The organism is Bradyrhizobium sp. CAR08, from assembly GCF_052871955.1.
In genome coordinates this window covers 17,919-44,865 of record NZ_JBIXJX010000006.1, presented here as the reverse complement: position 1 = coordinate 44,865, position 26,947 = coordinate 17,919, and the positions used below count along the sequence as shown (strand labels likewise).

The window sequence follows — 26,947 nt, the reverse complement described above, 5'->3', positions numbered from 1 at the left end:
GATTGTGGCCGACGACCATCGATCCCTGGGCACGCGCTGGCCGGAGTGGTCACCGCTCACTGCTACGGCGCGGCAGGCGCAGTCAGTTCGCCTGTGTCATCGGTACCGGACCGCCGCCGACTGTCAGATAGCATTTCGACTTCGGCGCGAAGGAGTTCGTTGACCTCGAGAAGGACGGCTCGGAGGGCGTCGGCGGCCCGATCCGGTGTTTGATGTCATCGGCGGCGGCATCCAGATGCGGTCCGCAGGCGCATTCGTGCCGGAGGAACGCTGGTGACCATCGTCAGACCGGCGAGGCGCGGCCCTCTAAGACAGCGACTATCATGAAGCCGGTATTGATGCGCGGAGTTCGTGGTCAGTGTCGGAAACCCCAGCCACTCCTTCCGAACATATGAGTGTGGGAGCATGAGGGTGCCTGGGTTTGGTGGCCAGCACCGTGTTGTACGGGTTACCGAACACAAATACCTTCGACGTGCGCCAAATGATTCGCTCCAGTTCCACGAATGTGCGCATCTTCAGCCGGTATTTCCACAACAGCATGTGTTGAATGAAGTTCCAGGTTACTCCCCACGCCAAGAATGGTAGGCGCCGATAGTGGATTGGACTGAAGCCAAGTCGGCGCATCTTGTAGACCAGAAGGTTGGCGCCGACAAAATTGTAACGCCAATTCTCGAAGAAGGCGGTGACACTCAGGTAATCCTCGGTACGGCGACAATGATCTAGCGACCCCGGCGAATGGATCAGCAACCGTCCTCCCGGCTTGAGCATCCGCCAGCACCTAGCTAGCCACGCGTCCAGATCTTTGGTGTAGCCAATCGATTCTAGCGCATAGATGCCGTCAAAGTGTTCATTCGGGAGATTGAGGCTGTCGAAGTCGATGACTATCACCTGTCCACGTCCCCCAAGCCTCGCAAATTTGCGCCGGCAGATCTCCGCCTGGACAGAGGAATTGGTCACGCACACAACTTCGATATTGCTCCGTCTGGCGAGGTATTCCGCTGCCGCGCCGGAGCCGCATCCGAGATCAAGGAATCGCATCCCGTCTCTCGGCTTCAAAAGCGCATATTCGGCCTCGTAAGGGTGCGAAAATGCGAACCGGGGGAACACACACGTGCTGTAGTTTGATTGTTCGTCGCGATACCTGCCGAACACGTCATCGTATGTGCGCGTTTCGTCGTCATGTTTCAGAAAATCGTTGGGCCTTGGTGTCCACTCGATCAGTTGGCGCTGCTCGAACTCATTTAGCTGGTGGCCGATTTTACTCGCGTCCTTCGGTCGGGTCACCAAAAGGAACAGTAAGTAATGAAACAAGTTGTATGCCACAAAGGACGCGACGACGACGCCCGCTACCAACTGAGACATTAAAGCGATATTCAAGGTGTGCTCCTGTGATAGCTGCAGAAATTCTACGAACGGGCTGGAAATCACAGCAGTGCCGCATCATCTCAGAGCCAAACTTCCGGGTTGGGTCATTCGCGTCACTCTGACCGTGAGCCGCCCCTGCCGCCATTCTCCGGCAGCTGGTCGAGAGCGATTTGGAGCCAGGCCACCCAATTGCGATCACTCCGAGTTCTGAACCGATCAACGCATTTCTTGGAGCAAAGGGGGGTTCGCCACGAGTAGTGCCGGATGAGACCAAACTTGCCGTCACAAACTGCGCATCGCGCGGCTCTGCCAGATCTAAGGCTCGGAGAGCAGTGGGGCATTGTGCCTTCCTTCTCGTACTTTCGATCGAGTGGAAAAAGCGGGCGGTGAAGTTGGGGGACTTCACCGCCCTTAGACCTTCCGCGGGAGGGGACGCATTCCACCGGAAGGCGGGAGCGAGCTGCTTTGAGCGCCGCACCCTTTAACGCATGCAGCCTAGATAGTCGCGATCAGCGATTCAATTAGACCTAGGAAATCGTCGGGCATCCAAAGTCGCCATGGAACGATACGAAGGTTCATTGCGTTCGCCCTTAAAGCCGACCAGTTCCGCAATGCATCAAAGTAAACCGATCGAGTGGCAGAACATGAGCGCCGGCGGGGCGGCTAAGAGCATAGCGCAGCGAAGCCTGCCGTCTTGAGAAGAGATTGTAACCTTCACCGTAGAGAGGAGCCGCCCATGACCCACGAGGCAGTGAGCCCGCTGCGTCGGCGTGCGCATGATCGATGAGATGACGATACGCAAGTGCGCGCCAAACCCCCAACATGACGAGCTTCAACTGGTCAGACAGTCGCAGCGTTCCTCAGATGGTCTTCGGATCCGGCCACCTTTGAAGAGGTGCGTCGCTATCAGCTCCTTCTGGGATCGAGCGCTGTCGGCGTCCCGATCATCAACCAGAGTATCTCGACCTTACGGTTCTTCTTCAAGATCACGTTACGGCGTCACGATATCGTCGAACACACCCACTTCATCCAAGAGCCGCGCAGGCTTGCCGGTGATGCTGAGCGTGGAGGAGTGGCGCGGCTGCCGCCCGGAGCCCAAATACAAGCCCGCCGCTGGCCCGCGTGCCAAGATCGTTCACCGGCAACTCGCGCATTTTGGCAGCAACGGCCGGTCGATCAAGCGTGTCTGCGGCTTCGACCGCCTTCACATCGTGCCTCACCGCACCACAGGTTCCGGCATGAATCATGGCGCCTTCCTCGCCGTCTCGATGAAAAACCTTGGACCCCGAGCCGCTTCCGCACGCGTTGCTGTTCGAATATGAGGATGCGCTGATCGTCCGCAAAAGATGCAAGCTCGGCCGGCTCGACAATGAAAGCTCGCGACCCCTGCCGCTGGTCGTGGTCCCCTTGGCGGAGAACAAGAGGGGCGTTGGCCGGCTTCATCTTACGCGGTCTTACTACGGCGTTTGCAGTGCCGGCAGTGCTGGTCGGCGCCGAATTGGCGGCTATCGTTCCGCGACCGCTGGCGCGTGGGCTCGAGCAAGCCCATGCGATCACGAACTATGAATTGCCTTACATCGCGACGTCCTTGCAAGCTCGCCTGCTCTGGCACGAACACGCGCAGGACGAGCCGTCCCACGAATCGCTTTACGAGGTGCTCCGGGCGCGCCATCGAGGAACGCAGGCGCGCGCTAGCTAAGGATTGCGACTTCAACTCATAGACCGGTGTGCAACCCGTTGCGCAGCGATGGCGCCCGATATCGGAACCCAACGCTCGCCCTCGAAAGGCTGCGGCCCGCAATGTGCGCGCACACTAATCGTGCGGGCTGGTGTTGACCGTGATGGCCCGGAAGCGCGCAGAATCGTTAGCGTGGTCGCATGCGTTTTTCATGTTCTGCCGCGAAAGATCGTCACGGCAACGGACTAGCCCCAAATGTCAGTACAGTCCTGTCCTCGAAGAACGGACCGGACGTCCGTTTTCCTTGTCCGCAAGTCCACGCGCCCGATATCAGCTTTGACAGGCAACTCGCCTAGCCCCAATGGTGGAGAGGTCCGCGACAGACGTTGCGAAATCTGGGAAGAAGGCGCACACGTCCCTTCGAACAAGGTCGAGGTCGGCCGCCAAGCTTCGAATCGGTCGTGAAAAATTGAAGGCCACCGGCATGGAAAAGTCCCCCCAAATCGGCGATAGGATTACTGACAAATCAGCATCGCCCGATGATAGCACCGTTCGGGACTGGATCGGACCGGGCACGTTCAAGCATTGGGCCTCTCTGCAGAATTGGATTGAGAAAATTTACCCCGGGGTCTTCGCGCCGGAATGGCTCTATGGCGGCAAGAAGCGCGGCTGGTCCCTACGCTACAAGAAAACAAGGGCGTTTTGTACCTTGCTGCCGGAATACAGGCGGTTTTCCGTCGTGGTGGTCTTGGGGGGAGCAGAACGAGATAGGTTTGAGGAGCGCCGTAATGCCTGGCGCTCGCAGTTGATCAAGCTCTTCGATAAAGCCAAGACATACCCGGATGGTAAATTCCTCACAATTGCCATTTCATCCGCAGATGATCGGCATGATGTGACGGAGCTTTTGACTATGAAGCGCCCTCCACGCTCGCGCGCTTGAATGTCGCGGAAGTGTTAAGTCTAACGAGGAAAGACGCTGGATAGGTGTAAAGAAACTCGCTAGCAAGTTTCGGATATTGGCCATTCGGCCGACGCGACGTCGTTGCACGGATGCGTTATCGTGTGAAGAGTTGCTCCGGCACACCAACTACCGTCAATATGCTCGGCCAGGAGTGTGGTTGCAATCTGCCCGATATGACCAGTGCTGTCAGCGCTAACGCGCGGATTCTATGAACAAGATGTAGGTTCTGCTCGACCAGAGCGACGCATGCGCCGCCGGCGGCGGGGCTAGTCATTGTTCCCCGATCACATCCGCAGCCCTTTGGCATCAGGCCTTCCGTAGGTTGATCGACCAAGTAGATGCTGACTCCAAACGACATCACGCCGAGCGAACGCCAGAAGCGTTCGTTCTCCCTCGGGCTGTCATCCGGCAAGAGGTCTGGGCGCGCGGCGAGAGCGAAGCGAACACTGGCTGCGTTGATCGTCTTCTTAGCTATCCGGTTGGCGGCATTCCCCGCTGGTATGAAAACTATACATGCCGGCTATTGGAAAGCGTCGTCCCTTGTTGCGATCAATGTGTGAGTTTTCGCGGATTTCATGAGTGCGGTTGATCGACTCATGGCTGACCCCCTAGGCGGATCAAGAGGCATTCATGGCTTTCACATTAAAGATCAACGGCTCACCCCATGAGATCGATGTCGACGGCGACATCCCCTTGCTATGGGTGCTGCGCGATGTGCTCGGCATGACCGGGACCAAGTTTGGTTGCGGCCAAGCATTGTGTGGCGCCTGCACGGTGCATATCGACGGCCGACCGGCCCGCTCCTGTCAGACGTCGGTCGATAGTATCGGCGACAGCGCGGTTACCACCATCGAGGCGGTTGGGCGCACGCCGCAAGGCGCCGCCTTGCAGAAGGCCTGGCTGGATCTGGAAGTAGTGCAGTGCGGCTACTGCCAATCCGGGCAGATCATGTCGGCGGCGGCATTGCTAAAAGAGACTCCCAAACCCAGCGATGCGGATATCGACTCGGCGATGTCGGGAAATGTCTGCCGTTGCGGTACCTACCAACGCATCCGGGCCGCGATACAGCTAGCAGCGGGAGTGTGAAGCATGGATAGCCGAATTCGAACGAACCACACCGAGGGTGAAAGCGCCATGTCCCGGCGCACCTTTTTTCAGGGAACAGGTTTGCTGCTCGGTTTTGCTATGACCGGGGCACGCGCAGAGCCCGTGTTCGCAGCGCGTGCTTCGCAGGTAACGGAAAAGGAGGTCACGGGCACTTTCGCGCCGAACGGATTTATACGGATTAATCCAACCGGCGTCGTCACCCTGATTATTCCGATGATCGAAATGGGACAGGGGGTTTACACGTCGCTCTCAATGCTTCTCGCTGAGGAACTAGAAGTGAAGCTTGACCAGATTCAGGTTCAGCATGCGCCGCCGAATGATGCTCTTTACGTCAACTCGATCATAGGCATTCAAAATACCGGTGGTTCCGCGTCTGTCCGTGCCTTCTGGACGCCGCTTCGTCAAGCAGGGGCAGTGGGCCGTAGTCTGCTGATCGCGGCAGCGGCAAAGCGCTGGAATGTCGATCCGGCAACTTGCCGCGCTAAGGACGGCGTGGTGTTCGATGCACCAGGCTCGAAGCATCTGAGCTACGGCGAACTTGCGACCGCCGCGGCGAAATTGACTATGCCGCCTGCAGCAAACGTGAAATTGAAGGATCCGAATGAGTTCACCTTGATCGGCACGCGTGCCAAGCGTCTGGATTCAGCAATAAAAGTCGATGGGCGCGCGCTCTATGGCATCGATGCGCGACTGCCGGGTATGAGGGTTGCGGCGGTTGCTATTGCGCCTGTGCTCGGCGGCAAGGCGAAAGCATTGGATGAGAAGGCAGCGCTGGCGGTAAAGGGCGTCCGGCAGGTGGTCAATATAGATGAAGCCGTTGCCGTGCTGGCGGATCACATGGGTGCGGCGAAGAAGGGGCTCGAGGCTGCCGCCGTCGCCTGGGACGACGGGCCGAACGGCAAGGTCAGCAGCGCCGATATCGTGAAGCAATTGGAGGAGGAATCCAAAAACCCGGGCGCGGTTGCTCGTAAGGTCGGTGATGTAGGGAAGGCAATTGCGGAGGCAGCGCAACGGGTTGACGCCATCTATCAGGTGCCTTTCCTGGCGCATGCGGCGATGGAGCCGATGAACTGTACCGTTCATCTGCAGAAGGATCGTTGCGATATTTGGGTCGGTACACAGGCGCCTACGATCACGCAGGCTCAGGTGGCCGAGCTCACCCGCCTGCCGATGGATGCGATCAAAATTCACAATCATCTGATTGGGGGTGGGTTCGGCCGAAGGCTGGAGGCCGATGGGACGATCCTCGCCGTCAAGATCGCCAAGCACGTCGACGGGCCGGTTAAGGTGATCTGGAGCCGCGAGGAAGACATCCAGCACGATATGTATCGGCCGTATTATCTCGATCGGTTGTCGGCTGGACTTGATGCCGCCGGCAAGCCGGTTGCCTGGATGCATCGAATTGCCGGATCCTCAGTCATGGCTCGCTATTATCCTCCGTACTTCAAGGACGGACTGGATCCGGATGCCATAGAAGCGGCGGCCGAGCCGCCCTATGCGCTGCCAAATGTCCACGTCGACTTTGTCCGGGTCGAGCCACCAGGTGTCCGGACGTCTTGGTGGCGCGGAGTCGGACCAACTCACAATGTGTTTGTGGTCGAAAGCTTCATAGATGAACTTGCGCATGCCGCGAAGCAGGATCCTGTCGCTTATCGCAAGGGATTGCTTGGCCACAATCCGCGAGCACTTGCTGTTCTGTCGCTTGCCGCGGAAAAAGCGGAATGGGGAGCACCCCTCCCCGCGCGGCATGGCCGCGGGATTTCGGTGCAATTCGCATACGGGAGTTATACATCGCAGGTCGCCGAAGTCGAAGTGGCCGCGAATGGCTCTGTCAAAGTCAAGCGGATCGTCTGCGTGATTGACTGCGGCATGTACGTCAATCCAGACACGATCGAAGCACAGATTCAAGGTGGAACGCTTTTCGGTCTGACCGCCGCTCTCCATGGGTCAATCACGTTCAAGGATGGTCGGGTCGAGCAGAGCAACTTCGACAGTTATTTGCCGATGCGTATCGACGAGGTGCCGGTCGTCGACACGCATTTGGTGAAAAACGCGGAAGCCCCAGGTGGTATCGGTGAAGCTGCGACAGCCATTGTCAGTGCTGCGGTGACCAATGCGATCTTCGCCGCGACCGGCAAGCGTCTGCGCAGACTGCCGGTTGATACAAATTCGCTGAAATCGTCCTCTTAGTCCTTGCGCCCCATCATCCCGCGCGGCGTCGCTGCGTGGACGGGTGACGGTGCGGTCTAAGGCTCTTGCGCGTAACGACCATGAGAGTGGCCGCCTTCTCCGCTCGGAGAAAATCACCTCTCAGAAGGAGGCCCGTCGGGTTGCAAATTCGATCCGGTTCAAGCTGTCGCGTCGGCTTCCTAGTAGGCCAGCAACGGAAGTACGGAACGGTCCATTCAGGGTAATATTTCGGCTCCTTAGCCTGCCGCTGTCGCCTAGCTGATTCGAATGCCGCACATACCCGCGATGGTCGCTGCCGAGATCAAGGCGCTTATTGCAATGCCCGCGCCCCAAAGACGATTTGCAGCGAACTGATCGACGCCATGCGCGATCAGTACCATCCGTAATCCCGACGCAAGGTGACTTAGGACAAAAAACACGCCCAGCGCGTAGTGAGGCAAAAGGCGGATGTTCCATGCGTCGTGAATCAGCCCGCTCGGGGCGCCGATCGCGAAATTCCAATCTGTGGGTATGCCGAGAAACCTTCTAGCGTAGATGAAAACCGAGTTCATGTGCCCAAGGATATACACCGAGAGGTAGGCCCCCGAGGCGACCTGAAATGTCCGATGGAAGCCCTGCGGGGCGGCACTCCAATGCCATGCCAGAAACAGCCCGGTGCCAATCTGGAAAAGCATCGCCACGACCAACAGCGGTTCACCGACGCCAGAGCGGTAGACAACGCGGCCGATCTTCATGACGGCCGCATGTGCTTCGGGGCCGATCAAGCCAAACAGATGGTTGGCTAGATGGAAAGCCACGTATAGGCACAAGACCCCCGCCGTTATTCCGTGGACAATGCGCCAGCGCCCCACGGTTGGCCCCGTTGCCGCGGCGCGAATACCGGCGATCTTTGGCCAAATCGCGATCGTAAGCCAAAGCGCGCACCACACGAGTTCGTCAGGGAATGGGCTATGAATCAGGACCTGAACGACGCCAAGAAAGACGAAGAGCGTTGGGGTCGCCACGCCGGCATAGGCGAGCCGCCGCGTCACGGGATCGGCATCGGGCCGGCAAGCGAGCGCGAACGCGAGGAACGGCACGACGAACGCCATGGCCAGAATCAAGGCCGCGCCGGCAACTGCGAATGGCGAGGGCGTTGCGGCCTGCGTGACGACGATGGCATGAAAGGACCGGAGTAGAAAAGGGTAGCAAACGGCCGCCGCTGCGGGGGTCAGCGCCAAATAGTCAAGGCGTGGCCCGAACGAGGCGCTTCGGTCCGGCGGCTGAGCAAACGCCATCTTGAGTCTCCTAAATATCAAGCGCGCGATGCGGCCGAACCGCCCGAAGGCTTGCAAAGTGCAAACCCCACCATCGGCGTTCTGAAGAATGATCCCAGCCCAGGTTCCAAGCGTATCGCTCTCGGGAGAATCGCTAGGGCGGCTGTGAATACCACCCTCCGCGCGGGTTGCGACGGACTGCCGCAGACCAACACCGGCAACATTTCGACTCTCAACCACGGAGCCGCCGCCTTCACGCCGCTGTGCGCCTGCCCAATCTCGAACGGACCGTGACCGGATCCTCAGGTGCGTTCAAGACCGACGTCGTGAACAGGACAGCGGCAGCGAGGATCCAATAATACCAGGCGTCGATCCCATCGAATTTGCAGGCAAAGGGTGCGATGACAAACACCACCCCGACTGCGCGATCCACCCAAAGGTGCAGCCAGTAGGGAATGATGCGGACGAACCCGGTGGGATGGTCGGTCAGGCCGGCCAAGAGCAGCGCGGCCACACCGACGACAACCGAAAGCCACATTGCGAGCGGTCCGCTCTGGCCGAGGTTCAGCACGAAAGGCATTGCAATTAAGACGATCGCGACGGGATAATCGATGAGGTAGGCGTGGATAGACTTGGTGATGAAGCGAAATGACATCCGGTCTCCTACGTGTTTCGTTGCTAGAGTGGGTCCTTGCGACGCGGAGAGTGCATCGACCCAAGAAGCGGACGACCCGGCGGTCCTATGCTGGCGAGCACTCGCTAAAACAGTCACAGGACAGCTCAGCTGAGGAACGGTAGGCCAGCACGCCAACCATTAGAAATGCCGGGTGGTTATCGTTTCCATTCCACTCGCCCGTGCGATAGAAGCGGGTCAGTCGGCAGAAGTGAACGCATCCGCTCCTCGCATGCGCCGAAAAGTTGCAGCTTCGTCGCGGATTGGCCCCACTGCCTGTCACCCTGCCCCAGCCGCGGTTATCTGAGTCGGCTTGCCTTCGTTCTTTCCTTCCGCGAGGTTGCGGACCACCACATAGAAGATGGGTGTGAAGATCAGGCCGAACAGCGTAACACCGATCATACCGAAAAAGACTGCAACCCCGACCGCCTGGCGCATCTCCGAGCCGGAACCGGTCGACACCACGAGCGGCAGCACGCCTAGGATGAAGGCGAACGACGTCATCAGGATCGGCCGCAGGCGGAGCCGGCAGGCCTCGATCACCGCCTCCAGCCGCGGCCTGCCCTCGAGCTCGATATCACGCGCGAACTCGACGATCAGGATCGCGTTCTTGGCGGCCAGGCCCACCAGCACCACAAAGCCGATCTGTGTCAGGATGTTGACGTCCTGGCCCAGGATACGCACACCGATCGTCGCGGCAAACAGGCACATCGGCACGATCAGGATCACCGCAAACGGCAACGTCCAGCTGCCATATTGCGCGGCGAGCACGAGATAGACGAACAGCACGCAGATCGGGAACACATACAGACCGGCATTGCCGCCCGTCACTTGTTGATAGGATAGATCGGTCCATTCGAGGGAAAAACCGCTCGGCAACGTTTCGTCGGCGACCTTCTGGAGGGTGTCGAGCGCGGTCGTCGAGCTCACACCTGGCGCGGGCTCACCTTGTACCTCGGACGCCGAGTATAGATTGTACCGCGCGACACGGTCGGGCCCGGAAATGTCTTTGAAGTCCACGATGCTACCGAGCATCACCATGTCGCCGACAGCGTTGCGGGTGCGCAGCCGCGCAAGATCGCTGGTCTCCTTCCGGAATGGAAGGTCGGCCTGCGCCGTGACGTGGTAGGTCCGCCCGAACAGGTTAAAGTCGTTGACGTAGGTCGAGCCAAAGTACGTTTCAATCGTGTCGGTGATGCTGGCGATGGGCACGCCGAGCTTCTGCGCCTTTACGCGATCGACATCGACGAACAGCTGCGGCGTGTTCGCCGAATAAGGCGAGAACACCGAGGTCAGTTTTGGCGACTTCTGCGCGGCGCTGACGAGTTCGTTGGTCGCAGCCGCAAGCAGTTCGGGACCGCGCCCTTGTCGATCCTGGATGCGGATAGCGAAGCCGCCGCCGGTGCCAATGCCCGGCACCGCGGGCGGTGGAATGACGATGATGAAAGCGCCCTGGAGCGTCGACAGCCGCTTGCGCAGATCGGCCGTGATTGCAATCGCCGTCAGCCCTTTCTTCTGTCGTGCCTCCGGCTCGTCGAACACCGGGAACAACGCCGCGGCGTTGCCGGCCTGCGTGCGAGTTGCGCCGGAAAAGCCGCTGAACGCCGCGACACGGACGACACCCGGCGTATCCAGTGCAATCCGCTCGATCTCGCGCACGATCGCGGCGGTTCGCGCCAGCGACGCTGCGCCCGGCAACTGCACCGAGATGATGAGGTAACCGCGATCCTGCGCAGGGATGAAGCCCTGCGAGGTAGTCGCGAGCAGCCAGCCGGCGCTGCCGATCAACGCGACATAGAGCAACAGCATCGGCGCGGAATGCCGGATGCCCAGGAATGCCACAGCCGCATAGCCATTCGACAGCCAATCGAACGCACGGTTGAAGACACCAGTGAAGGCCGACCAGCCGCGCGCGATTAGGTTCCAACGCGCAGCCGACCGCTTCTCCTCATGCGGGACTAGGATCTGCGAGGCTAGGGCGGGTGAGAGCGTGAGGGAGCAGAAGCAGGAGATCGCGGTTGCGACCGCGATGGTGACAGCGAATTGCTGGAAGAACTGCCCGGAGATGCCACCGAGGAAAGCTGTCGGCACAAACACCGCGCAGAGCACCAGTGCGATCGAAACCAGTGCGCCGCCGACCTCCCCCATGGTCTTAAGCGCCGCATCGCGCCGGCTCATACCAGTCCGGAGATGTCGCTCGACATTCTCGACCACCACGATCGCGTCATCGACCACGATGCCAACGGCGAGTACAAGCCCGAACAGCGTCAGATTGTTGATTGAGAATCCGAGCGCGGCCATTACCGCGAAGGTACCTACCAGAGACACCGGGATCGCGATGATCGGGATGATCGCAGGTCGCCAGCCCTGCAGGAATACCAGCACCACGATGACGACGAGCGCCATCGCCTCGTAGACCGTCTTGATCAGCTCGTGTACCGACTGGGCGATGAATTCGGTGGGGTTGTAGCCAATATTGTAGTCGAGCCCCTTCGGGAACCTCTCCTTCAGCTTTGCCATAGTCGTAGAGATTGCCTTCGCCGTGGCAAGCGCGTTCGATCCGGGCCGTTGGGTCACTACCATTGCAACCGCCGGCTTGCGCAGGATGCGGCTGCTGGTGGCATAGGAGAGCGCACCGAGTTCGACGCGGGCAATGTCGCGCAGCCGCACCGTGCGGCCGTCCGAGCCGGCCTTCACCACGATGTCCTCGAACTGCCTGATGTCCTTGAGGCGGCCGGTGAAGACGAGATTCGGCTGGAACGCGCGATCGGCGATCGGCGGCTCCGCGATCTGGCCGCCAGCGATCTGCAGGTTCTGCGCCCGAATCGCCGCCATTACTTCGGTCGAGGTCAGGCCGAGATTGGCGATCCTCTCCGAGTCGAGCCACAGCCGCATCGAGTAGTCGCGCGCACCGAACATCTGAATGTCACCGACGCCGTCGAGCCGCAACAGCTGGTCGCGGACCTGCAGCAGCGTGTAATTGGAGATGTAGAGCTGGTCGAAACTCTCGTCAGGGGACAGCATGAACACGACCATCAGGATGTCGGGCGAGTTCTTGCGGGTGACGACGCCGTTGCGCTGGACTTCCTCCGGCAAACGGGGCTGCGCGATTGCGACCCGGTTCTGCACCAGCACCTGGGCCTTGTCGAGATCGGTGCCGAGCTTGAAGGTGACGGTAATCGTGAGCTGACCATTAGAGGTCGCCTGGCTGTAGAGATAGAGCATGTCCTCGACCCCGTTGATCTCCTGCTCGATTGGAGCAGCAACGGTGTCGGAAACGGTCTGCGCCGAGGCGCCAGGATATTGCGTGGTCACAGTGACGGTCGGTGGCACTGCTTGCGGATATTCCGACACCGGCAGCGTCTGATAGGCGATCGTGCCGACGATCAGAAGCACGATCGACAGCACCATCGCGAGGATAGGCTGGTTGATGGAAAGTCTTCCGAGATTCATGGCGTGGCACCTGGCGGAGTCTTGTCGCCCCCCAGCGTTTGCGACATGATTGGCGTCACCTTGGCGCCGACGCGGGCGCGCTGAATGCCGTTGATGATGACGTGGTCCTCCGGGTTCAGGCCCTCGCGAATCACCCGCAGGCTGTCATCTAGAGGCCCGAGCACCACCGGCCTTGCCTCCACCCTATTGTCGTCCTTGACCACGAACACGATCTTCCGCGACTGGTCGGTTGCGACCGCGACGTCCGGAATCAGCAGCGCCTCATAGGGCGCGCTGCCGATCAGGCGAACGCGGCCGAACTGGCCAGGTAGGATCGAGAGATCTTTGTTGGGGATGATGGCGCGGCTGCGCAGCGTCGCGGTGGAGACGTCGAGCCGGTTGTCCAGGAAGTCCATCTTGCCCTCATGTGAGGGTTTCGTTTCGCCGGTCAACGACACCTGCACCGGGTTCGCGGTGTCGCGCGAACTCGGCCGCCTGCCTTGAAACCACAGCTTGCTGTTGCGTTGATAGGTCGGCTCGTCGACATCGAAATAAATGTAGATCGGATCGAGCGACACGATCGAGGTCAGCAGGGTCGCGCCGCTTTCGCTCCCCTGCACCAGATTGCCCGGGGTCACTAGATGACGGCTGACGCGGCCGGTGATCGGCGCCAGCACATGGGTGAATTCGACGTTGAGCTGGGCGGCCTTCAATGTACCCTCGGCCTGCGTCTCAGCCGCATGAGCCGCCTGCAACGCCTGACGGCGCTGGTCGACGACCTGCTGCGAGACCGCGCTAGTTTGAACCAGGGTCAGGCCACGGTCGAGTTCACGCTTCGCAAGCTCTTCCTTGGCCCGCGCGTCGTCGAGTTGACCCTGGGCTTGCAACGCGACCGCCTCAAACGGGCGTGGATCGATGATGTAAAGCAGATCGCCTGCATGAACGATCGCACCATCCGTGAATGCGACCCTGTCAATGAAGCCGCCGACGCGAGCGCGGACCTGAACCTCCTCGATCGCCTCGAACCGGCCGGTGAACTCATCCCAGTCGGTGACTGTTCGTTTCACCGGTTGCGCGACTGTCACCGACGGTGGCGGAGGCGCGGCCGCCTGCGATTGCACCTTGTCTTGGCAGCCAACGAGCGCCAACGCGAGCAGCAGAACGATCGGCGCGCCGCTGCACCGAAGGCGACGAAACGAACTACACGCGGGAGGTTCCGCCGCCGCTAAGGACGGAGGTCTCAGTGTCAGCGTGCCCATGGAGCGAGGAGTTCGAATACATCGTTGCTTAGCACGTCCATCCACTCTCAAAGATTCCCATGTTGGTCCGCCTGCCGACCGCGAAACCGTAAATGTCCCTCGACGATACTTTGGAGAGTGACCTTGCAACGTCTGCGACTGAAATCACCTCTTGCTATGGAGTCAATAAACGGTCGTTATTGCCGCTCGACCCGCGAGCACGACGCCTAGCGAGGGACCTCAGAAGCCGCACCGCACTCGAGGGCGCCGCGTTACTCTGCAGAGGCTTCTAGGCCGCGTGCAGTCACCGGCTATCGATGCCGCCGCGAAGTCGCGTCAAGGGCTCCGAGCAAAGCTCGTACGACGGGCTTCGTTGCGTCCTCCTGGGACTTAACTGGCGCAACGATCACTGAAGAAGGTCACGCATCGTTTGAGGACCGAGTGTGGAAAGCGGTGTGCTCGTCCACGTTCTGGGACTTCGGCTGACTGGAACTTAATGCATTCTTCGTGACCGGACGGACCATAGGCCGCCACACGCATTGATAGAGTTGTTCACCGGGACGACGATACGCTCTACGGAGCATTCCTGGCGATTATGGAAATGATAACTTTACCTGAAGGGCCTTCGGACTTACTTGCTGAACGCGCTCACTTGCGTGGTCGCAAGGCTGTGATCTCCCACCACAGCTAACATCTATTTCCTGCTGTCACTGGCGGACATGCTCGTTGAAGTCGATGGATCAATCATTCGAAGGATCGGGACCTAATCGTGACAAAGATTCGCGAAGTTGTTGTCGCCACCGACCCCACCAATCATGGCGCGCTGATTTGCCAGGTCGGCGAATCTCGGTTTGCTGTCGGCGGCCCAGATGGCATCGGCCACAATTCTTCTGGACCCAATCCTTACGACCTTCTCAGCGCGTCTCTTGCCGCATGCAGTGCTATGAGCGTTCGTTTCGAGGCTCAGCGCCAGAAACTACCGCTGGAGCGCGTGAAGGTGGGCGTCAGCTTCCACCACGGCTCCCGAGGCGAAAAGGATTCGTTCGAGCGCACCGTGGTGCTTGAAGGAGACCTCGACGCCCAGCAGCGCACATTCTTGATGGAAGCCGCAAACCTGTGTCCCGTAGGCCAAATTCTCGGTACTGGTGCGGATATCACCACACGTCTGGACGTTACAACCTCCGGCCACCAAGAAAGCCCTCAGGCCAGCTACGAGGATGACCTGGCTCTGCTCCCGATTCCGAATATTACTCCCGATTGACCGTCTCTCGTGCCGTCTATCACAGCACCGGGGCATGCAGTCTATCATACCCGCAGGTCTTCAATTCGCGACGCGCGATGCCCGGCGGGGTATTCGCTCGGCCGACGCGCTCTGTGCTTTCGCGTCCCTGGCATCGAATACATAGCCACCCGTCATTAGACCATAAATTTTCACGACCCTACTTTTGCTCGTCTGCAAGGGGACTTGAAAATGACGACACACCACACACAGGGAGGCCGATGATGAAGGCAATTGTCGTAACGGACCAGGCGGCGGGAACTGCGGGTATGAGGCTCGTGGATCGGCCCCAGCCGCAACCGGCGATCAACGACGTCGTCGTTCAAGTTCATGCGTCGGGATTCGTGCCGACTGAGCTGGAGTGGCCCTCTACATGGACCGACCGCCTCGATCGTGACCGAACACCGTCGATTCCCGGACACGAGCTGGCCGGAGTGGTCGCCGCCCTCGGCTATGGCACAACGGGGTTGTCGGTTGGACAGCGGGTGTTCGGCCTCGCCGACTGGTATCGCGACGGCACCCTGGCGGAGTATGTAGCAATGGAGGCGCGCAACCTCGCCCCGCTCCCGGGTGACGTGGACTTCATAGTGGGCGCGAGTCTGCCAATTTCGGGCCTCACGGCGTGGCAGGGGCTATTTGTGCACGGCCGCCTTCAGGCAGGGCAGAGCGTTCTCGTGCACGGCGCGGCCGGCGCAGTCGGATCAATCGTGACACAGCTCGCACGAGAGGCCGGTGCTTACGTCATAGGCACCGGGCGTGGCGCTCATCGTCAGAAGGCGCTCGACTTCGGCGCGAAGGAGTTCGTTAGCCTTGACAACGACGTCCTGGAAGACGTCGGCGGAGTCGATCTGGTGTTTGACGTAATCGGCGGCGACATCGGGAAGCGTTCCGCCCGCCTCATCCGAGCCGGAGGAACGCTGGTGTCCATCGTCGGGCCGAGCGAGGCGCGCGCTGCCGACGCCTTGGCGGTCGACTTCGTCGTCGAATCCGATCGTGCCCAATTGACTGAAATCGTCCAGCGGGTGCGGGACGGGCGACTGCGGACGAACATCGGCACCGTCTCGATCCTCGATGATGCCGTCGCCGCTTTCAATCCGACCGAGCGCATCGACGGGAAGACGATCATCCGCACTCGTCCCTGAATGACGTGCGCCTTCGATGCACGTGGCCGGGCGCCTGCTATCGGAAGAGCCGGAGCAACGTGAGAAACTACCGAGCGGGCTCGTTAGCATTTCCAGTAAAAGGAGCAAAAGCCCTCATTATCGCAGCCTACTCCCTCACGCAGAACAACAACTTGACCAACGGAATCACTATGACCAGCAGAAGAACTATGACCAATGAGGTCATCGAATGCATCCTGAGCCGCCGGGCCACGAAGTACTACGACCCTGCCGCCACGTTGAGCGACGACCAAATCCGCGAGTTGGTTCGAATCGGGACCACCGCGCCGACATCCTTTCACTTGCAGAACTGGCGCTTCATCGCGGTGCGCACGCCGGAAGCCAAGGCTCGCCTCAGTCCGATCGCTTGGAGCCAGCCCGCGATCACCGAGGCGGCTGTTACTTTCATCATCTGCGGCCAGTTGGCCGACTCCAGCGTAGTACCCGACCGTCTGGCACCGCTGGTGAAAGAGGGCATCATGCCGGCAAAGATGGTGCCGGAATGGGAGATCCCCGCACGGGACCTGTACATGGAATACCCGCAGCGCCAGCGCGACGAAGCCGTACGCACCGGCACCTTCGGCGCGGCGGCGATGATTTATGCGGCCCGCTCGCTAGGCCTGGGTTCGACCCCGATGATCGGTTTCGATGCTGAAGCAGTGCACCGCGAGTTCGCGCTTACGAAGGACGAAGTACCGGTCATGCTGTTGTCCGTAGGGGCGGAGCGTCCGGGAAACTGGCCACAGAAGCCGCGACGGCCTGTGGCTGAAGTGTTGAATCTGGTCTGATTATTAGTGAAGCCAACAAAATACAGAGAACATGATGCCCAGGATTGCCGCTCTAAAGCCGGAACAAGTGCCTCCCGAGTCGAAGCCGACCCTTGACATGTTCACCAAGAACATCGGGTTCACGCCGAACATGATGGCGACTTTCGCGGCAAGCCCGATCGCGTTCAACGCATGGGCCGCCCTGCTCGGCGCCTTGAGCAAGTCGCTCGACGTGAAGACGCGTGACAGCATCGGCCTCGCTGTGTCCGAAGTGAATGGCTGCGACTATTGCCTGACGGTTCATAGTTTTACGGCCGATCATATGGCCAAGCTGCCGGCCAATGAAATAATTCTCGCTCGGATGGGTCACGCCAGCGACCCGAAGCGGGACGCCGGGATCCAGTTCGCGCGCAAAGTCGCCGAGACTCGCGGCAAGATCAGCGACGCCGATCTGAAGACCCTCCGCAATGCCGGCTACACGGATGCGAATGCCATTGAGATCGTCGCGCTCGTGGCCATGTACTCCCTGACGAACTTTTTCAACAATGTGTTCGATCCCGAGAAGGACTTTCCCGCCGTTGCGCCGGCTGGCTCGGTCTAAACTCCATCCGATCGTATCGAACACCTCCGAGAGTGCTCGGAGCGTTCAGGTGATGCGAACGCGATACCACTGCCCGGATGCGCCCATGAAAAAAAGGTGGGAGCGCCTCCGGGCGTTTTGGTACGTGCCGACGAGGAGTTTACGAAAAGCCAGAGCGGCGATTGTCACTATGAGGGACAGCTTGGCAAGTGCGAAGGAACACAGGATCGGCGCGATACCGAGAAGAGGCCGGGCTCGCTCATAGGATCGGAATTGTTATCAGCTCAAAGTCTTAGCAAAACGGCAAACTGGCACCCGCGATATGAAGCGAAGCAACGATAGCGGAATCGGAGAAGACCGTTGATGTGAAACAGTACGTCGCGTCCGCCTCTCTCAAAAGGCAATATCTTAGGCCGAGCAAGATGATTAGCCGACCCATGGAGCAACTTACTAATCGGTAGTCCTCGATGACAACGTTTCGCGTCGCATCAGATAGCACTCACTGGTGGGTCGGGGACTTAGCTCCTGCTAGCGCTAGACTTGGGTATGAAAGAACAGCTTCATTGTTAACCGCGTCACCGCAATGTGCAGAGTTAAAAATGGGGCCCGATCCCGGCAATGGAAGTATTTGCAGACGCAGTCGTTGAGAGTCCTCGTTCGGGCATCATGGGGCGCGGCGGCAATAATGATCGTCTATCGACTCTATGGCTAGAGGTGATTTCCCTCGCCGGCCTTGCAACGTCATTCTTGCCGGGGGGTAGAACGAACAGGAGCTACTCATGAAGATTCAAGTCCGCAGCTTCGCGATTGCCCTGGCGATTGCTGTACCTCTTGCAGTGACCGCCACCGCCCAGTCGTCTGCTGCGCCGATTAATGGTACGTCGATTAGAGCGGCGGGACCGGCCCTGACGGACGTGCGCTATCAGGCGCGGCGGGGTCATCCTGATCCTTCGTACTCGGGCTATCCCACCGATGATGCGAACTGGGGTTATCCCGCCTATAGTTCGTATTGGGGCGATCCAATCTATAATTCATACTATCGAGCCTACGGCTACGGATATTACAGGTCAGGTTGTGCGCCCGGACCGCGCGTCGGCGCCTTTGCGACAGCCCCCTGGGCCGACTTGCCGACTTGTCCGCCGTATTGACAAAGTCTCCTCTGCGCTCCCGAGGGTTTGCGCCTGCATGTAAGGAAGTCGGCGCCGACCTCCGGACGATCCACGATCAGATCACCGCCGTCGATGACACCCCAAGGATTGACGATGATAGTGGAGCTATCCAACCATTACCGTCCGAGCCTCTCTTAGGGTCCGGCTGGCCACGCTCGTCGTGATCCCAAAGCTTGGCGGCGTGCGGCTCCTCATGCCGCCGCTGGCCAACATGTATTTGAAAGAGTTTAGCGTCCCTCGGTCATGCGTACGGCACTTCTGGATGTTGGTGGTGTCAAACCGGTCGATCAACGCGCGGCCGGGGTCGTCAATTCTTCCGGGCCAACCGATGCTCTCGCGCGAGATCATGTATCAACAAATCTGGGTGACGCGAGATTGCGCTTTTGACGCACTTTCCGGCTTTGAGCGGCGCGGATCTGGCTTTAATCAGCCTCAGGTGCCGAGGATGTTCAAACACCCCTGTGAAGTTATAGGCGAGGACATCCAACCCCATCTCGGCGGCGACCTTCAAGGCCCTTCGTCAGGAATTGGGTCGCACCCATACAGTCTTTGATAGTGCCGAAGGGATGCTCCACCCGTCGCGTTGTGTCCGCATGGCGTCGGGATTGGGATCGAGCAACCTTGGCACGCTGCGGCAGGCCAGTAACGGTGCGGCGTCGTCTCGTGCTCGAAGTACGTAGTGATAAGGCAGCTGCTGGCGGGATGGGCTGCGGTAGACGTCCTCATCAGGGCAGGTAGACAAAGTCCTGTTTGCCGAACGGCCCTCCGCGTTCCCGTTCGACGTCATGGGCTCGTTCAGCATTCCCCCTGAAGACGCGATGGCGTGAGTGCATCCGCCCGTCAACGCACCGATCTTCATGAAGTCCAGCAGGCCGTCCGGCCGAGGCCTGCGGCTAACGAATCCGGTAATCAGGTCCGAGGATGGCGTTCACGGCGCCAGCGTCAGAGGCTCGCGGCGTCGCGAACGTCGCGATAGTCCGGCTTCCGGGCAACTCGTGTTCCAGCGCCTGGTGCGTCTGAGCCTGGATCGAGACACTCCGCTCCGAATGGCTGCTTCGGTGATCTTGAGGGCATCTGGCAACCCAATATCGAATCTAGTTGAATTCCATGGGGTCTAGACGCCTCCCGAGCCGCCCGCTTTCGTGTCGGCCGGCATGGCGATTATTGCGACTGTAAAAGCTCCGCAGATCGAGGTCGCGGCGGCTACGGCGAGACCGACCTCGTAGCCGGACTCGAAAGACGCGGCACCGGCGGCTAGTGCTGCACCGGCAAGCTGCGCAACCCGGCTTGCGGCATTGTTGATGCCGGAGGCGAGCCCTTCATCCGTCTGGTCAACGCTCGACATGACGGATGCGGTGAGCGGTGTCACGAGCACCGCGAAGGACAGGCCAAGCAGCGTCATAGGTACGATCACGCCGAGCATCAAGGATTCTTTATGACCGAGCGCCAACCAGACATAGGCTAGCGCGGCACCTGCCGGTCCCGCGATAAGCATGGTCCGCGTGCCAATCTTGTCGGCCAACCCGCCGAAGACACTCGACAAGAGCCCTACGCCAAGCGTGAAAGGCAGGAATGCCAGCCCGGCATCGGTCGACGACAGGGCTCGGCGGTCGACGAGGTCAAAAGGTAGAAGGAAAAACACGATCGAAATCCCCGTATAGATCATCAGGGTCGCAAAATTCAGCCCGAGAAAGGTGCGGTTCTCCACCAGGCGGGGTGGCGTCATCGGATGTTCGCTTCTGCGCTCCCAGAAGGCGTAGACGGCGAACCCGAGAATGCCGAACCCGGCGACTATCGCGAGCACCGTCACCGATTGGGCTGGTGCGTTCGCAGCGGCCCGAGTGTGACATGGTCCGATCTGGCTCAGCGCCCAGGTGAGCGTCCCGAGCGCTAAAGCAAGGATCGCGGCGCCAATCCCGTCGAACCGGCGCTGGACGAGGTCATCTCTGCCTGCAGAGACCAGCAGAACTCCCACTGCTACGAGCGCGAGCGGCGGGTTGATCCAGAACACGGATGGCCAGCCAAAAGACTCGGTCAGCCAGCCGCCCAGGACAGGACCTCCGGCGGTGGTGAGAGCAGATGCCGCTGCCCATACGCCGATCGCCCGGTTCCGCTCCGCGTGCGGATACGTTGCCCCAACCAGGGCGAGACTTGCAGGTGTAACAATCGCTGCGGTCGCTCCCTGCAGCACCCGGGCAGTGATCAGCCAGACGGGCGAAGGCGCCAACGCGCACGCCGCGGACGCCAGACCGAACAGGACGCAACCGACGACGAGCATGCGCGCCTTGCCATAAACATCAGCGAGCGCTCCGCCGATCAATATCAGGGAGGCGAGCGCCAGCATATACCCGTTGAGAACCCATTGGACCGAGGCGAGGTCAGCACCGAAATCGGCGCGCAATATCGGCAGCACGACGGGCAGCGCTGTCCCGTCGATGAACGCCATCGACGACGCGAGCACACAGGCCGTGAGCACCATGCGTCGGCACCGAGCCGGCGCTTTCCGCCCGAGCTCTCGAGGGCAGGGTCTGGATCGAACGCCGCAGCTGCGGCACTCTACATGTTTTGCGCCATTCATCCGTCTTCCCCATAGTTTGCCACTGCTCCTCACTAGTTTTGCCGAAGGCTTGAGGTCGCCGGCCAGACCCAGACGGCCGAATAGACGGAGTCACGATCCGGCTCTGGGGATTGAGAACAAAGCTGGTTGCCTGGAGATAGACGGATCGTCATTTTCGATTTACCTACCCTGCTTCGATTTACCCCCGGCCGCATTGTTCACCGTCGCAAAAAGCTGCAGGCGGTTACACAAGATGGCGCCGACCCGCCCGCCTGACCGCTAAGCAAATAGATTCCGCCGCCACAGGCGCATGCAAAACCATGAGAGACGTCGCTGGTCTGCAGCCTCAATATTGCACTCCCTCACTCCGGTATCTGGCGATCAATGCGCCGGATGATCCGCGACCGCCTCTGCCACAAATGCGGTCTCACACGATGGCGGTCGCCCAGCGGTGAGGGAAATCATCTCGCGGCATAGAGTTGATAGACCATGGTTATTGCGGTTCTGAGGGCAGCGTGCTGCAGTCGCGGAATGTGCAACTCGCCTCGACCTAGAATGGATTGAGGAACGGCACCGTGCCTTCCCAGTTTCCATGCTATACGCATCTGCAATTGGCAATGTTCGTCCAGCGTTAGCATTGCAGAGCGGGCCGTAAGCGATAGCGACTTAGGAAGAGTCTGCTTGAGGTTGCATTGATGCCGAGAGAGTGATTTGTCAACGGATGCGGCGCCCGGCTCCAAGCTGTTGGCCAATCAACCCGCGCCCGTGAAGCGACTTAAACCTGAAGTATTCGTTAGCAGCGCGTCCCTGATGCCGGCCGACCACCGCCTGCGGCTCTAAAAGCCTAGGCCGTCGCGCACAGCACAAATGTGCTCTCCGCATGCAGCGTGGGCAACTGTCTTATGTTCGTCAGCAGCGCCGTCATCATGGTCCCCTCGCGGCGATTGGCGGACATGGCCCTGTCGCCGTTCCGAGTGCATTGGCTGATGAACGCCGAACCGCGCGGACCTTTCTTGCGGGGCCGATCTCGATGCCTCGACGCCATCGCGCCGGCTCATCGGTCGGCCGGTCACTGCAAAGTTCGGGCGAAGGCTTGATCCTGCCTGACGGCCTTTCGGTGCACGAGCAGCGATTGCCCACTGACAAGAGAGTCGTGCGGTAGGCATCTGGTCTGGCGCCACGCTGTCGCTAGCGGCGTTGCGTCCGCGGTGGCCGGTTTGGCATGCGGCTGACCCGCTGGTTGCCTCGAGCAAGTTGCAGTTCACACGGCATCTTCAGATCGACGATGGCGGCGCCCGGAGTAACTGGCCGGTGACAAAAAGAGTGCGACTTTTGGATCAACTGTGAACACGCGTTCAGAACGAGATTTGCTCAAAATCGACGGGATGGAAGGCCCTTGCCCCGCCGGCGCTACGTTCGCACGACTTAGCGTCGCAACCCGTGAGCGTTCGAGTGGAAGAGATTTATACTCGAGCGCTGGTCTAACCGCCCGCGCGGGAGGCCTTGGCGTCTGAAAGCTTTAGACCGGGCGGCCGGAGATAATGAAAACGATAACGATCCGACATTTCTAACCTCGCGCGGAAGGGAATACGCTCTTTATACGCCTTTATCGATATTTGGTGGCAGCACGGGTCGCCCAGATCACAAGCCCCTATTTTCGATGTCCCGACAACTCGATCTAGCAGCCCAAGTATGCAGGAGTTCCGCCATGTCATTCCGCTTCATCACAAAATCTATCCGCACGTACCTAATCGACTGTCCTGTCGCCGTCGTTTTAATTGTTGCGCCATTCCTGCTCAAGCTAGGCAAGAGCAGTCCCGTCGCGCCGTGGCTTTCGGTGGTGACTCGCGTCTCACTGCTGCTGTCGGCATTCACGGACCACTCGACGGCGTTCGTCGGATTCATCCGTGCCTCGCTACAATGGGTGGACCGCGCATTGGGTTTGATCTCCATCACTGTCCCCTCCGCTTTCCATGTCACTGGGCCAGACGCCGGCTATTCCTGGGTTTTCGCCGCAGCAGTCTTGCTGACGACCTCAGCTCTCAACGCACCCGAGGTGAGCGCCGCCCAGAGAACGAACCTCAACGGACCCGCAGGCGGGGATCGGTTCGTCTTAGCGGATCAAAAGAGCAAACCCAATGACCGACGATGCCGATGTTCTGTGCTGGGGGGCAAGCTACGGGCGGAGCGCGGAACTGCCGCGATCGGCGGGATGACAGCCTGTCGCGCGGGCTACACCAGCAGGCGCTCAAGATAGCAAGAGTGGCGCTGTGGTGCCGTAGATGCTTGCGTCCGAGGTCGATGATGCGCTGCTCAACATCCGGCACTGTGGCGCTGTTTGAGCGGTTATTCGGCGATGCGCAGCAGATTGGGAGCAATAACCCCCGTTGGGGGCCCCACGCACCTTCTTTAATGTTGACCGGAACCCGTGCTGCAAATCGATTGGTTCGTCCCGGCATCCCGATCCAGCACGGCGAGCCCTTCGAAGTGGAAATACGATCCGCTACGATGCCGCGCACCCCAATGTGCCCATTGCGTTCCGTGGCGTGGTTTAGCTGGCGGTGGATCACCGCGTTGCCGGCGAGAGCCGGGCAGGTCAGCTGGCGAGAGCCGTGAGGCTGACGCTCGAATCATCGCGCAACGGCGTGACTGCTTCCATTGTCATAACGGGCACAGTGGACCGCCCATTCTTCGTTTTTCGAGCAGGATCGCGCCGATGAGGCGAACGACGGCGTTCTCGTTGGGGAAGATGCCGGCCACCTCGGTGCGCCGCTTGATCACGCCGTTGAGGCGCTCAATCGGGTTGGTGTAGTGCAGCTTGGTCCGGTGCTGCGGCGGGAGGTCGCGTCGGCGAGCACGTCGGTCTCCGCCGCCTCGAAAAGGCGCAAGCTTCGGCAGCTTGTGGCGGAACTGATCGGCGACCTTGCGCCACTGCGTCTTGGCAGCCTCGGCGTCGTCCCGGGCAAACGGTTTGGAAGGCGGAGACGACGAGCCGTCCGGTCTTGCGGCATGCGCCAATGCATTGCGCATGAAGTCGAAACAGCAGCGCTGCCAGCTGGATTTAAGCAGATTTGCTACGGTGGCCTTCATGCCCTCGTGGGCATCGGACATGACGAGCTTAACGCCTCTGGCGGCGTGCCCCGAGCGAGTGGAATGGAAACCATAACGACCAGGCACTTTTAATGCTTGGCGTACCGTCATAGGTTTCCTGTGTGTCTAACGGGCTGACCCTTGACGATTGTGCAGAGTGCTTGCTGGCATACGGCGGCACGAGCAGCAAAGCACGTAGGAGTCACTGATGTCGTTCCGCTTTATAACCAAATCTGTCCACGCTTACCTGATCGACTATCCCGCCGCGATCGTCCTGATCGCAGCGCCATTCGTGCTGAACCTGGGCCAGAGCGAACCAGTCGCGATGTGGCTTTCCGTTGTCGTAGGTGTTGCCGCGCTGATCTTGGCCGCTGCAACCGACCATCCCACCGGTCTCGTCCGTATCATCCCCTACTGGCTGCACCTTCGGCTCGATCGCGCCCTTGGGGTGGTGTTTGTGATCCTACCCTTTGCCCTCAAATTCGGTTGGCTCGACGCGTCGTATTACTGGATCCTCGCTGCCGCTGTCCTGCTCACGACGTCAATCTTTGACGCGCCTGAAGAGCCGGTCGTGAGGCGTCAGGGATTGCACACGCGCACAGCGGGTTAGGCATGAAGCCCCCCGCGCTGTGCAGCAAACCTTGCGCCGCGTTTGAATGCAAGTCCCAGGATGCGACATCAGCGCCGGCTTGCTAAGCGTCGAGCGATTCAGCCACGTGAAGGCATGCATCGACCACAACCCCGTCGCCCGAGCGCCTCCTCCGGAAAGGCGGCCGGCTCAAGCGTGGCCGATCGTCGTGGTGGGTCGCGGCCTTCCCGCCCAGAAGATGTTCCAGGAGTTCAGGTTGCGGCTCTTTGTGAAGTTTCCTCACGTCGGAGGCTATGCATCTCCGTTTCGAGTCTGCCTTCGCGCTCGTCGAAGCGACCGATGAACCGCCGTAAATCGGGCCGGCATCGGAGCAACGAGCGAGTTTCAGATCAAGGTATGAAGGCCCTCGCACTTTGGCAGTTCGGCACTTTTCTTAGATCACAGTAAACGGCAGCCGAAGCGTTTTACCCTCATTGTCACCGGCTCAGCTCTCTTCGGCGCCGAGGTTCATTTTGCTCTCCGTCACTGCTAGGGTTCGATCACCAGATCGCGATTGACGATCACGTTGACTCGAAGCCTCGCCTGATTGTCATTATAGCTTGAATATTGCAGGTCACGGAACGATCTGCTGTCGGGTCTGGCTCAGAAAATTTGCCGTCGCTGATCGAAGCCGCTGGACGACGGCCTGTTATGCGCGCCAGCGCTGAGCTCTGACCCAGCGCCCAGGACCGTAGACAACAGCCCTGCCCTTACAATTCGAAGCCGATTTAGTCCTCAAGACCAGAGTGACGGCCGGGTCGGTGCCCTCCTGTCGCTCCGAAAAGATCGCGCGACCGTTTGACATTATTAGCCGCGTCCACACCCGCAGCACGCGTCACTGCTCGTGCGACCGTGGTAGGTTCGGTCAACGCGTTCGCTGTCGATCTAGCTGCGGGCGGTAGGGGTTTCAAAATGATCTCTCTACTAGCGCGGCCATGGCTTGAGCTAAGCGGCAAGATAATCATTCATGCGCCAGGAGTCATCGATTGAAGAACGTCGTCGCGCAGATAGAAGTGGTGGAAGAGAGCCGCGGCTGTATGCACAGCGGCAATCCAGAGGATGGCGTTGCCGAGGATGGCGTGTATTTCCATGATCAGCTGCCCCAGTCCATGCGCCTTCGCGATCAGGGGGGCGATGTCGAATCCGGGAAGGGTGACGGGTATCCCCTCCAGCCAAGTGCCGAGCACCGCGGTTGCCGGAATCGCGATGAGGAGCGCATAAAGCGCGAAGTGAACGAGCTTTGCGGCCGCAGCCATCCATGGCAGCATCGGCTGCTTCGCGGGCGTAGTCTCGATCAAGCGCCATAGCAGCCGCAGCAGGACAACAATGAATAGGACGACCCCAAGCGCCTCATGAACCCTGCGAAGCCCGTCCGCGGCCGCGGAATAGAGCGAATAGCCGTCGCCGGTGCTCAGCACATAAGCGGCGAGAACTAGCATGACGGTCAGCCAATGCAGGACTTTGGCCCCGGCGCCGTGCCGAGAGGAATTGCTGCGCAAGCCGATCATCTCGCTCCGATCCCGCCACACGGTTGGTGAACTGTCGCGGCGTCTAGCCAGAGATTTGGGCGGTGGTAAGCCGGCCGGTTGCCCCGGCGATCAACTTTACCTCCGACCCATTGCCCAGCGGCCCAAAATGGGGCGTCTGAGCCTCCGGTGCTATTTAACCCAGACTGCAAGCGGGAGATGATCATCGCCAGGGCCGCGGAGATTGGAGGGGAGGTCGTAAAAAAGAACCGCCGATTAGCTTCGTTCCGTCGTGCTCACAACTGGAGTGATAAGCGCACAGCGTAGTTGTCTTCGCTCCTGCATTGACGG

General features: G+C 60.0%; 19 protein-coding genes and 2 pseudogenes. 13 read left to right on the top strand and 8 right to left on the bottom strand.

Annotation, left to right across the window (positions count from 1 at the left end; translation table 11 throughout):
* Positions 1-137: 137 nt before the first annotated feature.
* Positions 138-306, top strand: a pseudogene (locus ACIPUD_RS14430) (NADP-dependent oxidoreductase); the annotation flags it as partial.
* Between the two features lie 15 nt (positions 307-321).
* On the opposite strand, the gene ACIPUD_RS14425 reads toward ACIPUD_RS14430, so the two are convergent.
* The gene (locus ACIPUD_RS14425) at positions 322-1,377 is read right to left on the bottom strand and encodes an SAM-dependent methyltransferase (protein WP_446480896.1); all 1,056 of its coding nucleotides are present in this window, start codon (positions 1,375-1,377) and stop codon (positions 322-324) included.
* Between the two features lie 1,034 nt (positions 1,378-2,411).
* On the opposite strand from ACIPUD_RS14425, the gene ACIPUD_RS14420 reads away from it, so the two are divergent.
* The 5 genes from ACIPUD_RS14420 to ACIPUD_RS14400 all read left to right on the top strand — a co-directional run bounded on the left by ACIPUD_RS14420 (position 2,412) and on the right by ACIPUD_RS14400 (position 7,301).
* Entirely contained in the window at positions 2,412-2,687 is a 276-nt protein-coding gene (locus ACIPUD_RS14420; RefSeq protein WP_446480895.1) for a hypothetical protein, read from the top strand.
* Positions 2,688-2,794: 107 nt separating this feature from the next.
* Complete coding sequence (locus ACIPUD_RS14415) at positions 2,795-3,064, top strand: hypothetical protein (protein WP_049824122.1); 270 nt, start codon at positions 2,795-2,797, stop codon at positions 3,062-3,064.
* A gap of 463 nt (positions 3,065-3,527) precedes the next feature.
* Positions 3,528-3,983 (top strand): DUF3788 domain-containing protein, encoded by a 456-nt coding sequence (locus tag ACIPUD_RS14410; RefSeq protein WP_446480894.1) that lies wholly within the window; start codon positions 3,528-3,530, stop codon positions 3,981-3,983.
* Positions 3,984-4,634: 651 nt separating this feature from the next.
* The gene (locus ACIPUD_RS14405) at positions 4,635-5,090 is read left to right on the top strand and encodes a (2Fe-2S)-binding protein (protein ID WP_028141233.1); all 456 of its coding nucleotides are present in this window, start codon (positions 4,635-4,637) and stop codon (positions 5,088-5,090) included.
* Between the two features lie 3 nt (positions 5,091-5,093).
* On the top strand, positions 5,094-7,301 hold the full coding sequence (locus ACIPUD_RS14400) for a molybdopterin cofactor-binding domain-containing protein (protein WP_446480893.1): 2,208 nt from the start codon (positions 5,094-5,096) through the stop codon (positions 7,299-7,301).
* A gap of 254 nt (positions 7,302-7,555) precedes the next feature.
* On the opposite strand, the gene ACIPUD_RS14395 is transcribed toward ACIPUD_RS14400, so the two are convergent.
* The 4 genes from ACIPUD_RS14395 to ACIPUD_RS14380 form a co-directional block, all read right to left on the bottom strand.
* Positions 7,556-8,578 carry a hypothetical protein gene (locus tag ACIPUD_RS14395; protein WP_446480892.1) on the bottom strand — a complete coding sequence of 341 codons (1,023 nt, stop codon included), beginning with the start codon at positions 8,576-8,578 and terminating at the stop codon, positions 7,556-7,558.
* Between the two features lie 232 nt (positions 8,579-8,810).
* Positions 8,811-9,212, bottom strand: coding sequence for an SPW repeat domain-containing protein (locus ACIPUD_RS14390; protein ID WP_446480891.1), 402 nt, complete (start codon positions 9,210-9,212; stop codon positions 8,811-8,813).
* A 297-nt stretch (positions 9,213-9,509) separates the two neighbouring features.
* Complete coding sequence (locus ACIPUD_RS14385; protein WP_446480890.1) at positions 9,510-12,683, bottom strand: efflux RND transporter permease subunit; 3,174 nt, start codon at positions 12,681-12,683, stop codon at positions 9,510-9,512.
* Positions 12,680-13,921 carry an efflux RND transporter periplasmic adaptor subunit gene (locus tag ACIPUD_RS14380; RefSeq protein WP_446481118.1) on the bottom strand — a complete coding sequence of 414 codons (1,242 nt, stop codon included), beginning with the start codon at positions 13,919-13,921 and terminating at the stop codon, positions 12,680-12,682. The genes ACIPUD_RS14385 and ACIPUD_RS14380 overlap by 4 nt, the downstream gene beginning before the upstream one ends.
* Before the next feature lie 748 nt (positions 13,922-14,669).
* Here ACIPUD_RS14380 and ACIPUD_RS14375 point away from each other — a divergent pair.
* From ACIPUD_RS14375 to ACIPUD_RS14355, 5 genes are all read left to right on the top strand, one after another.
* Entirely contained in the window at positions 14,670-15,161 is a 492-nt protein-coding gene (locus tag ACIPUD_RS14375) for an OsmC family protein (RefSeq protein ID WP_446480889.1), read from the top strand.
* Positions 15,162-15,403: 242 nt separating this feature from the next.
* Entirely contained in the window at positions 15,404-16,321 is a 918-nt protein-coding gene (locus ACIPUD_RS14370; RefSeq protein ID WP_446480888.1) for an NADP-dependent oxidoreductase, read from the top strand.
* Between the two features lie 188 nt (positions 16,322-16,509).
* Positions 16,510-17,127, top strand: a complete 618-nt coding sequence (locus ACIPUD_RS14365) for a nitroreductase family protein (RefSeq protein WP_094183747.1) — start codon at positions 16,510-16,512, stop codon at positions 17,125-17,127.
* Between the two features lie 34 nt (positions 17,128-17,161).
* On the top strand, positions 17,162-17,707 hold the full coding sequence (locus ACIPUD_RS14360; protein WP_446480887.1) for a carboxymuconolactone decarboxylase family protein: 546 nt from the start codon (positions 17,162-17,164) through the stop codon (positions 17,705-17,707).
* Positions 17,708-18,465: 758 nt separating this feature from the next.
* Positions 18,466-18,834, top strand: coding sequence for a hypothetical protein (locus ACIPUD_RS14355; protein WP_446480886.1), 369 nt, complete (start codon positions 18,466-18,468; stop codon positions 18,832-18,834).
* 1,135 nt (positions 18,835-19,969) lie between these two features.
* Here ACIPUD_RS14355 and ACIPUD_RS14350 read toward each other — a convergent pair.
* Positions 19,970-21,334: an MFS transporter gene (locus ACIPUD_RS14350; RefSeq protein ID WP_446480885.1), complete on the bottom strand. Its 1,365-nt coding sequence runs from the start codon at positions 21,332-21,334 to the stop codon at positions 19,970-19,972.
* Positions 21,335-23,120: 1,786 nt separating this feature from the next.
* On the opposite strand from ACIPUD_RS14350, the gene ACIPUD_RS14345 reads away from it, so the two are divergent.
* Positions 23,121-23,669 carry a hypothetical protein gene (locus tag ACIPUD_RS14345; protein ID WP_446480884.1) on the top strand — a complete coding sequence of 183 codons (549 nt, stop codon included), beginning with the start codon at positions 23,121-23,123 and terminating at the stop codon, positions 23,667-23,669.
* Positions 23,670-24,106: 437 nt separating this feature from the next.
* Here the strand turns inward: ACIPUD_RS14345 and ACIPUD_RS14340 are convergent.
* A pseudogene (locus ACIPUD_RS14340) lies at positions 24,107-24,502 on the bottom strand (transposase); the annotation flags it as partial.
* A 208-nt stretch (positions 24,503-24,710) separates the two neighbouring features.
* Here ACIPUD_RS14340 and ACIPUD_RS14335 point away from each other — a divergent pair.
* Positions 24,711-25,112, top strand: a complete 402-nt coding sequence (locus ACIPUD_RS14335) for a hypothetical protein (protein ID WP_446480883.1) — start codon at positions 24,711-24,713, stop codon at positions 25,110-25,112.
* 983 nt (positions 25,113-26,095) lie between these two features.
* Here the strand turns inward: ACIPUD_RS14335 and ACIPUD_RS14330 are convergent.
* Positions 26,096-26,638 carry a cytochrome b gene (locus tag ACIPUD_RS14330; protein WP_446480882.1) on the bottom strand — a complete coding sequence of 181 codons (543 nt, stop codon included), beginning with the start codon at positions 26,636-26,638 and terminating at the stop codon, positions 26,096-26,098.
* Positions 26,639-26,947 lie beyond the last annotated feature (309 nt).

Coding starts and splice junctions, on each gene's coding strand:
- ACIPUD_RS14330 (WP_446480882.1), bottom strand. CDS start 26,638: ATGATCGGCTTGCGCAGCAATTCCTCTCGGCACGGCGCCGGGGCCAAA.
- ACIPUD_RS14355 (WP_446480886.1), top strand. CDS start 18,466: ATGAAGATTCAAGTCCGCAGCTTCGCGATTGCCCTGGCGATTGCTGTA.
- ACIPUD_RS14390 (WP_446480891.1), bottom strand. CDS start 9,212: ATGTCATTTCGCTTCATCACCAAGTCTATCCACGCCTACCTCATCGAT.
- ACIPUD_RS14405 (WP_028141233.1), top strand. CDS start 4,635: ATGGCTTTCACATTAAAGATCAACGGCTCACCCCATGAGATCGATGTC.
- ACIPUD_RS14360 (WP_446480887.1), top strand. CDS start 17,162: ATGCCCAGGATTGCCGCTCTAAAGCCGGAACAAGTGCCTCCCGAGTCG.
- ACIPUD_RS14395 (WP_446480892.1), bottom strand. CDS start 8,578: ATGGCGTTTGCTCAGCCGCCGGACCGAAGCGCCTCGTTCGGGCCACGC.
- ACIPUD_RS14400 (WP_446480893.1), top strand. CDS start 5,094: ATGGATAGCCGAATTCGAACGAACCACACCGAGGGTGAAAGCGCCATG.
- ACIPUD_RS14350 (WP_446480885.1), bottom strand. CDS start 21,334: ATGGTGCTCACGGCCTGTGTGCTCGCGTCGTCGATGGCGTTCATCGAC.
- ACIPUD_RS14365 (WP_094183747.1), top strand. CDS start 16,510: ATGACCAATGAGGTCATCGAATGCATCCTGAGCCGCCGGGCCACGAAG.
- ACIPUD_RS14335 (WP_446480883.1), top strand. CDS start 24,711: ATGTCGTTCCGCTTTATAACCAAATCTGTCCACGCTTACCTGATCGAC.
- ACIPUD_RS14345 (WP_446480884.1), top strand. CDS start 23,121: ATGTCATTCCGCTTCATCACAAAATCTATCCGCACGTACCTAATCGAC.
- ACIPUD_RS14385 (WP_446480890.1), bottom strand. CDS start 12,683: ATGAATCTCGGAAGACTTTCCATCAACCAGCCTATCCTCGCGATGGTG.
- ACIPUD_RS14410 (WP_446480894.1), top strand. CDS start 3,528: ATGGAAAAGTCCCCCCAAATCGGCGATAGGATTACTGACAAATCAGCA.
- ACIPUD_RS14380 (WP_446481118.1), bottom strand. CDS start 13,921: ATGGGCACGCTGACACTGAGACCTCCGTCCTTAGCGGCGGCGGAACCT.
- ACIPUD_RS14370 (WP_446480888.1), top strand. CDS start 15,404: ATGAAGGCAATTGTCGTAACGGACCAGGCGGCGGGAACTGCGGGTATG.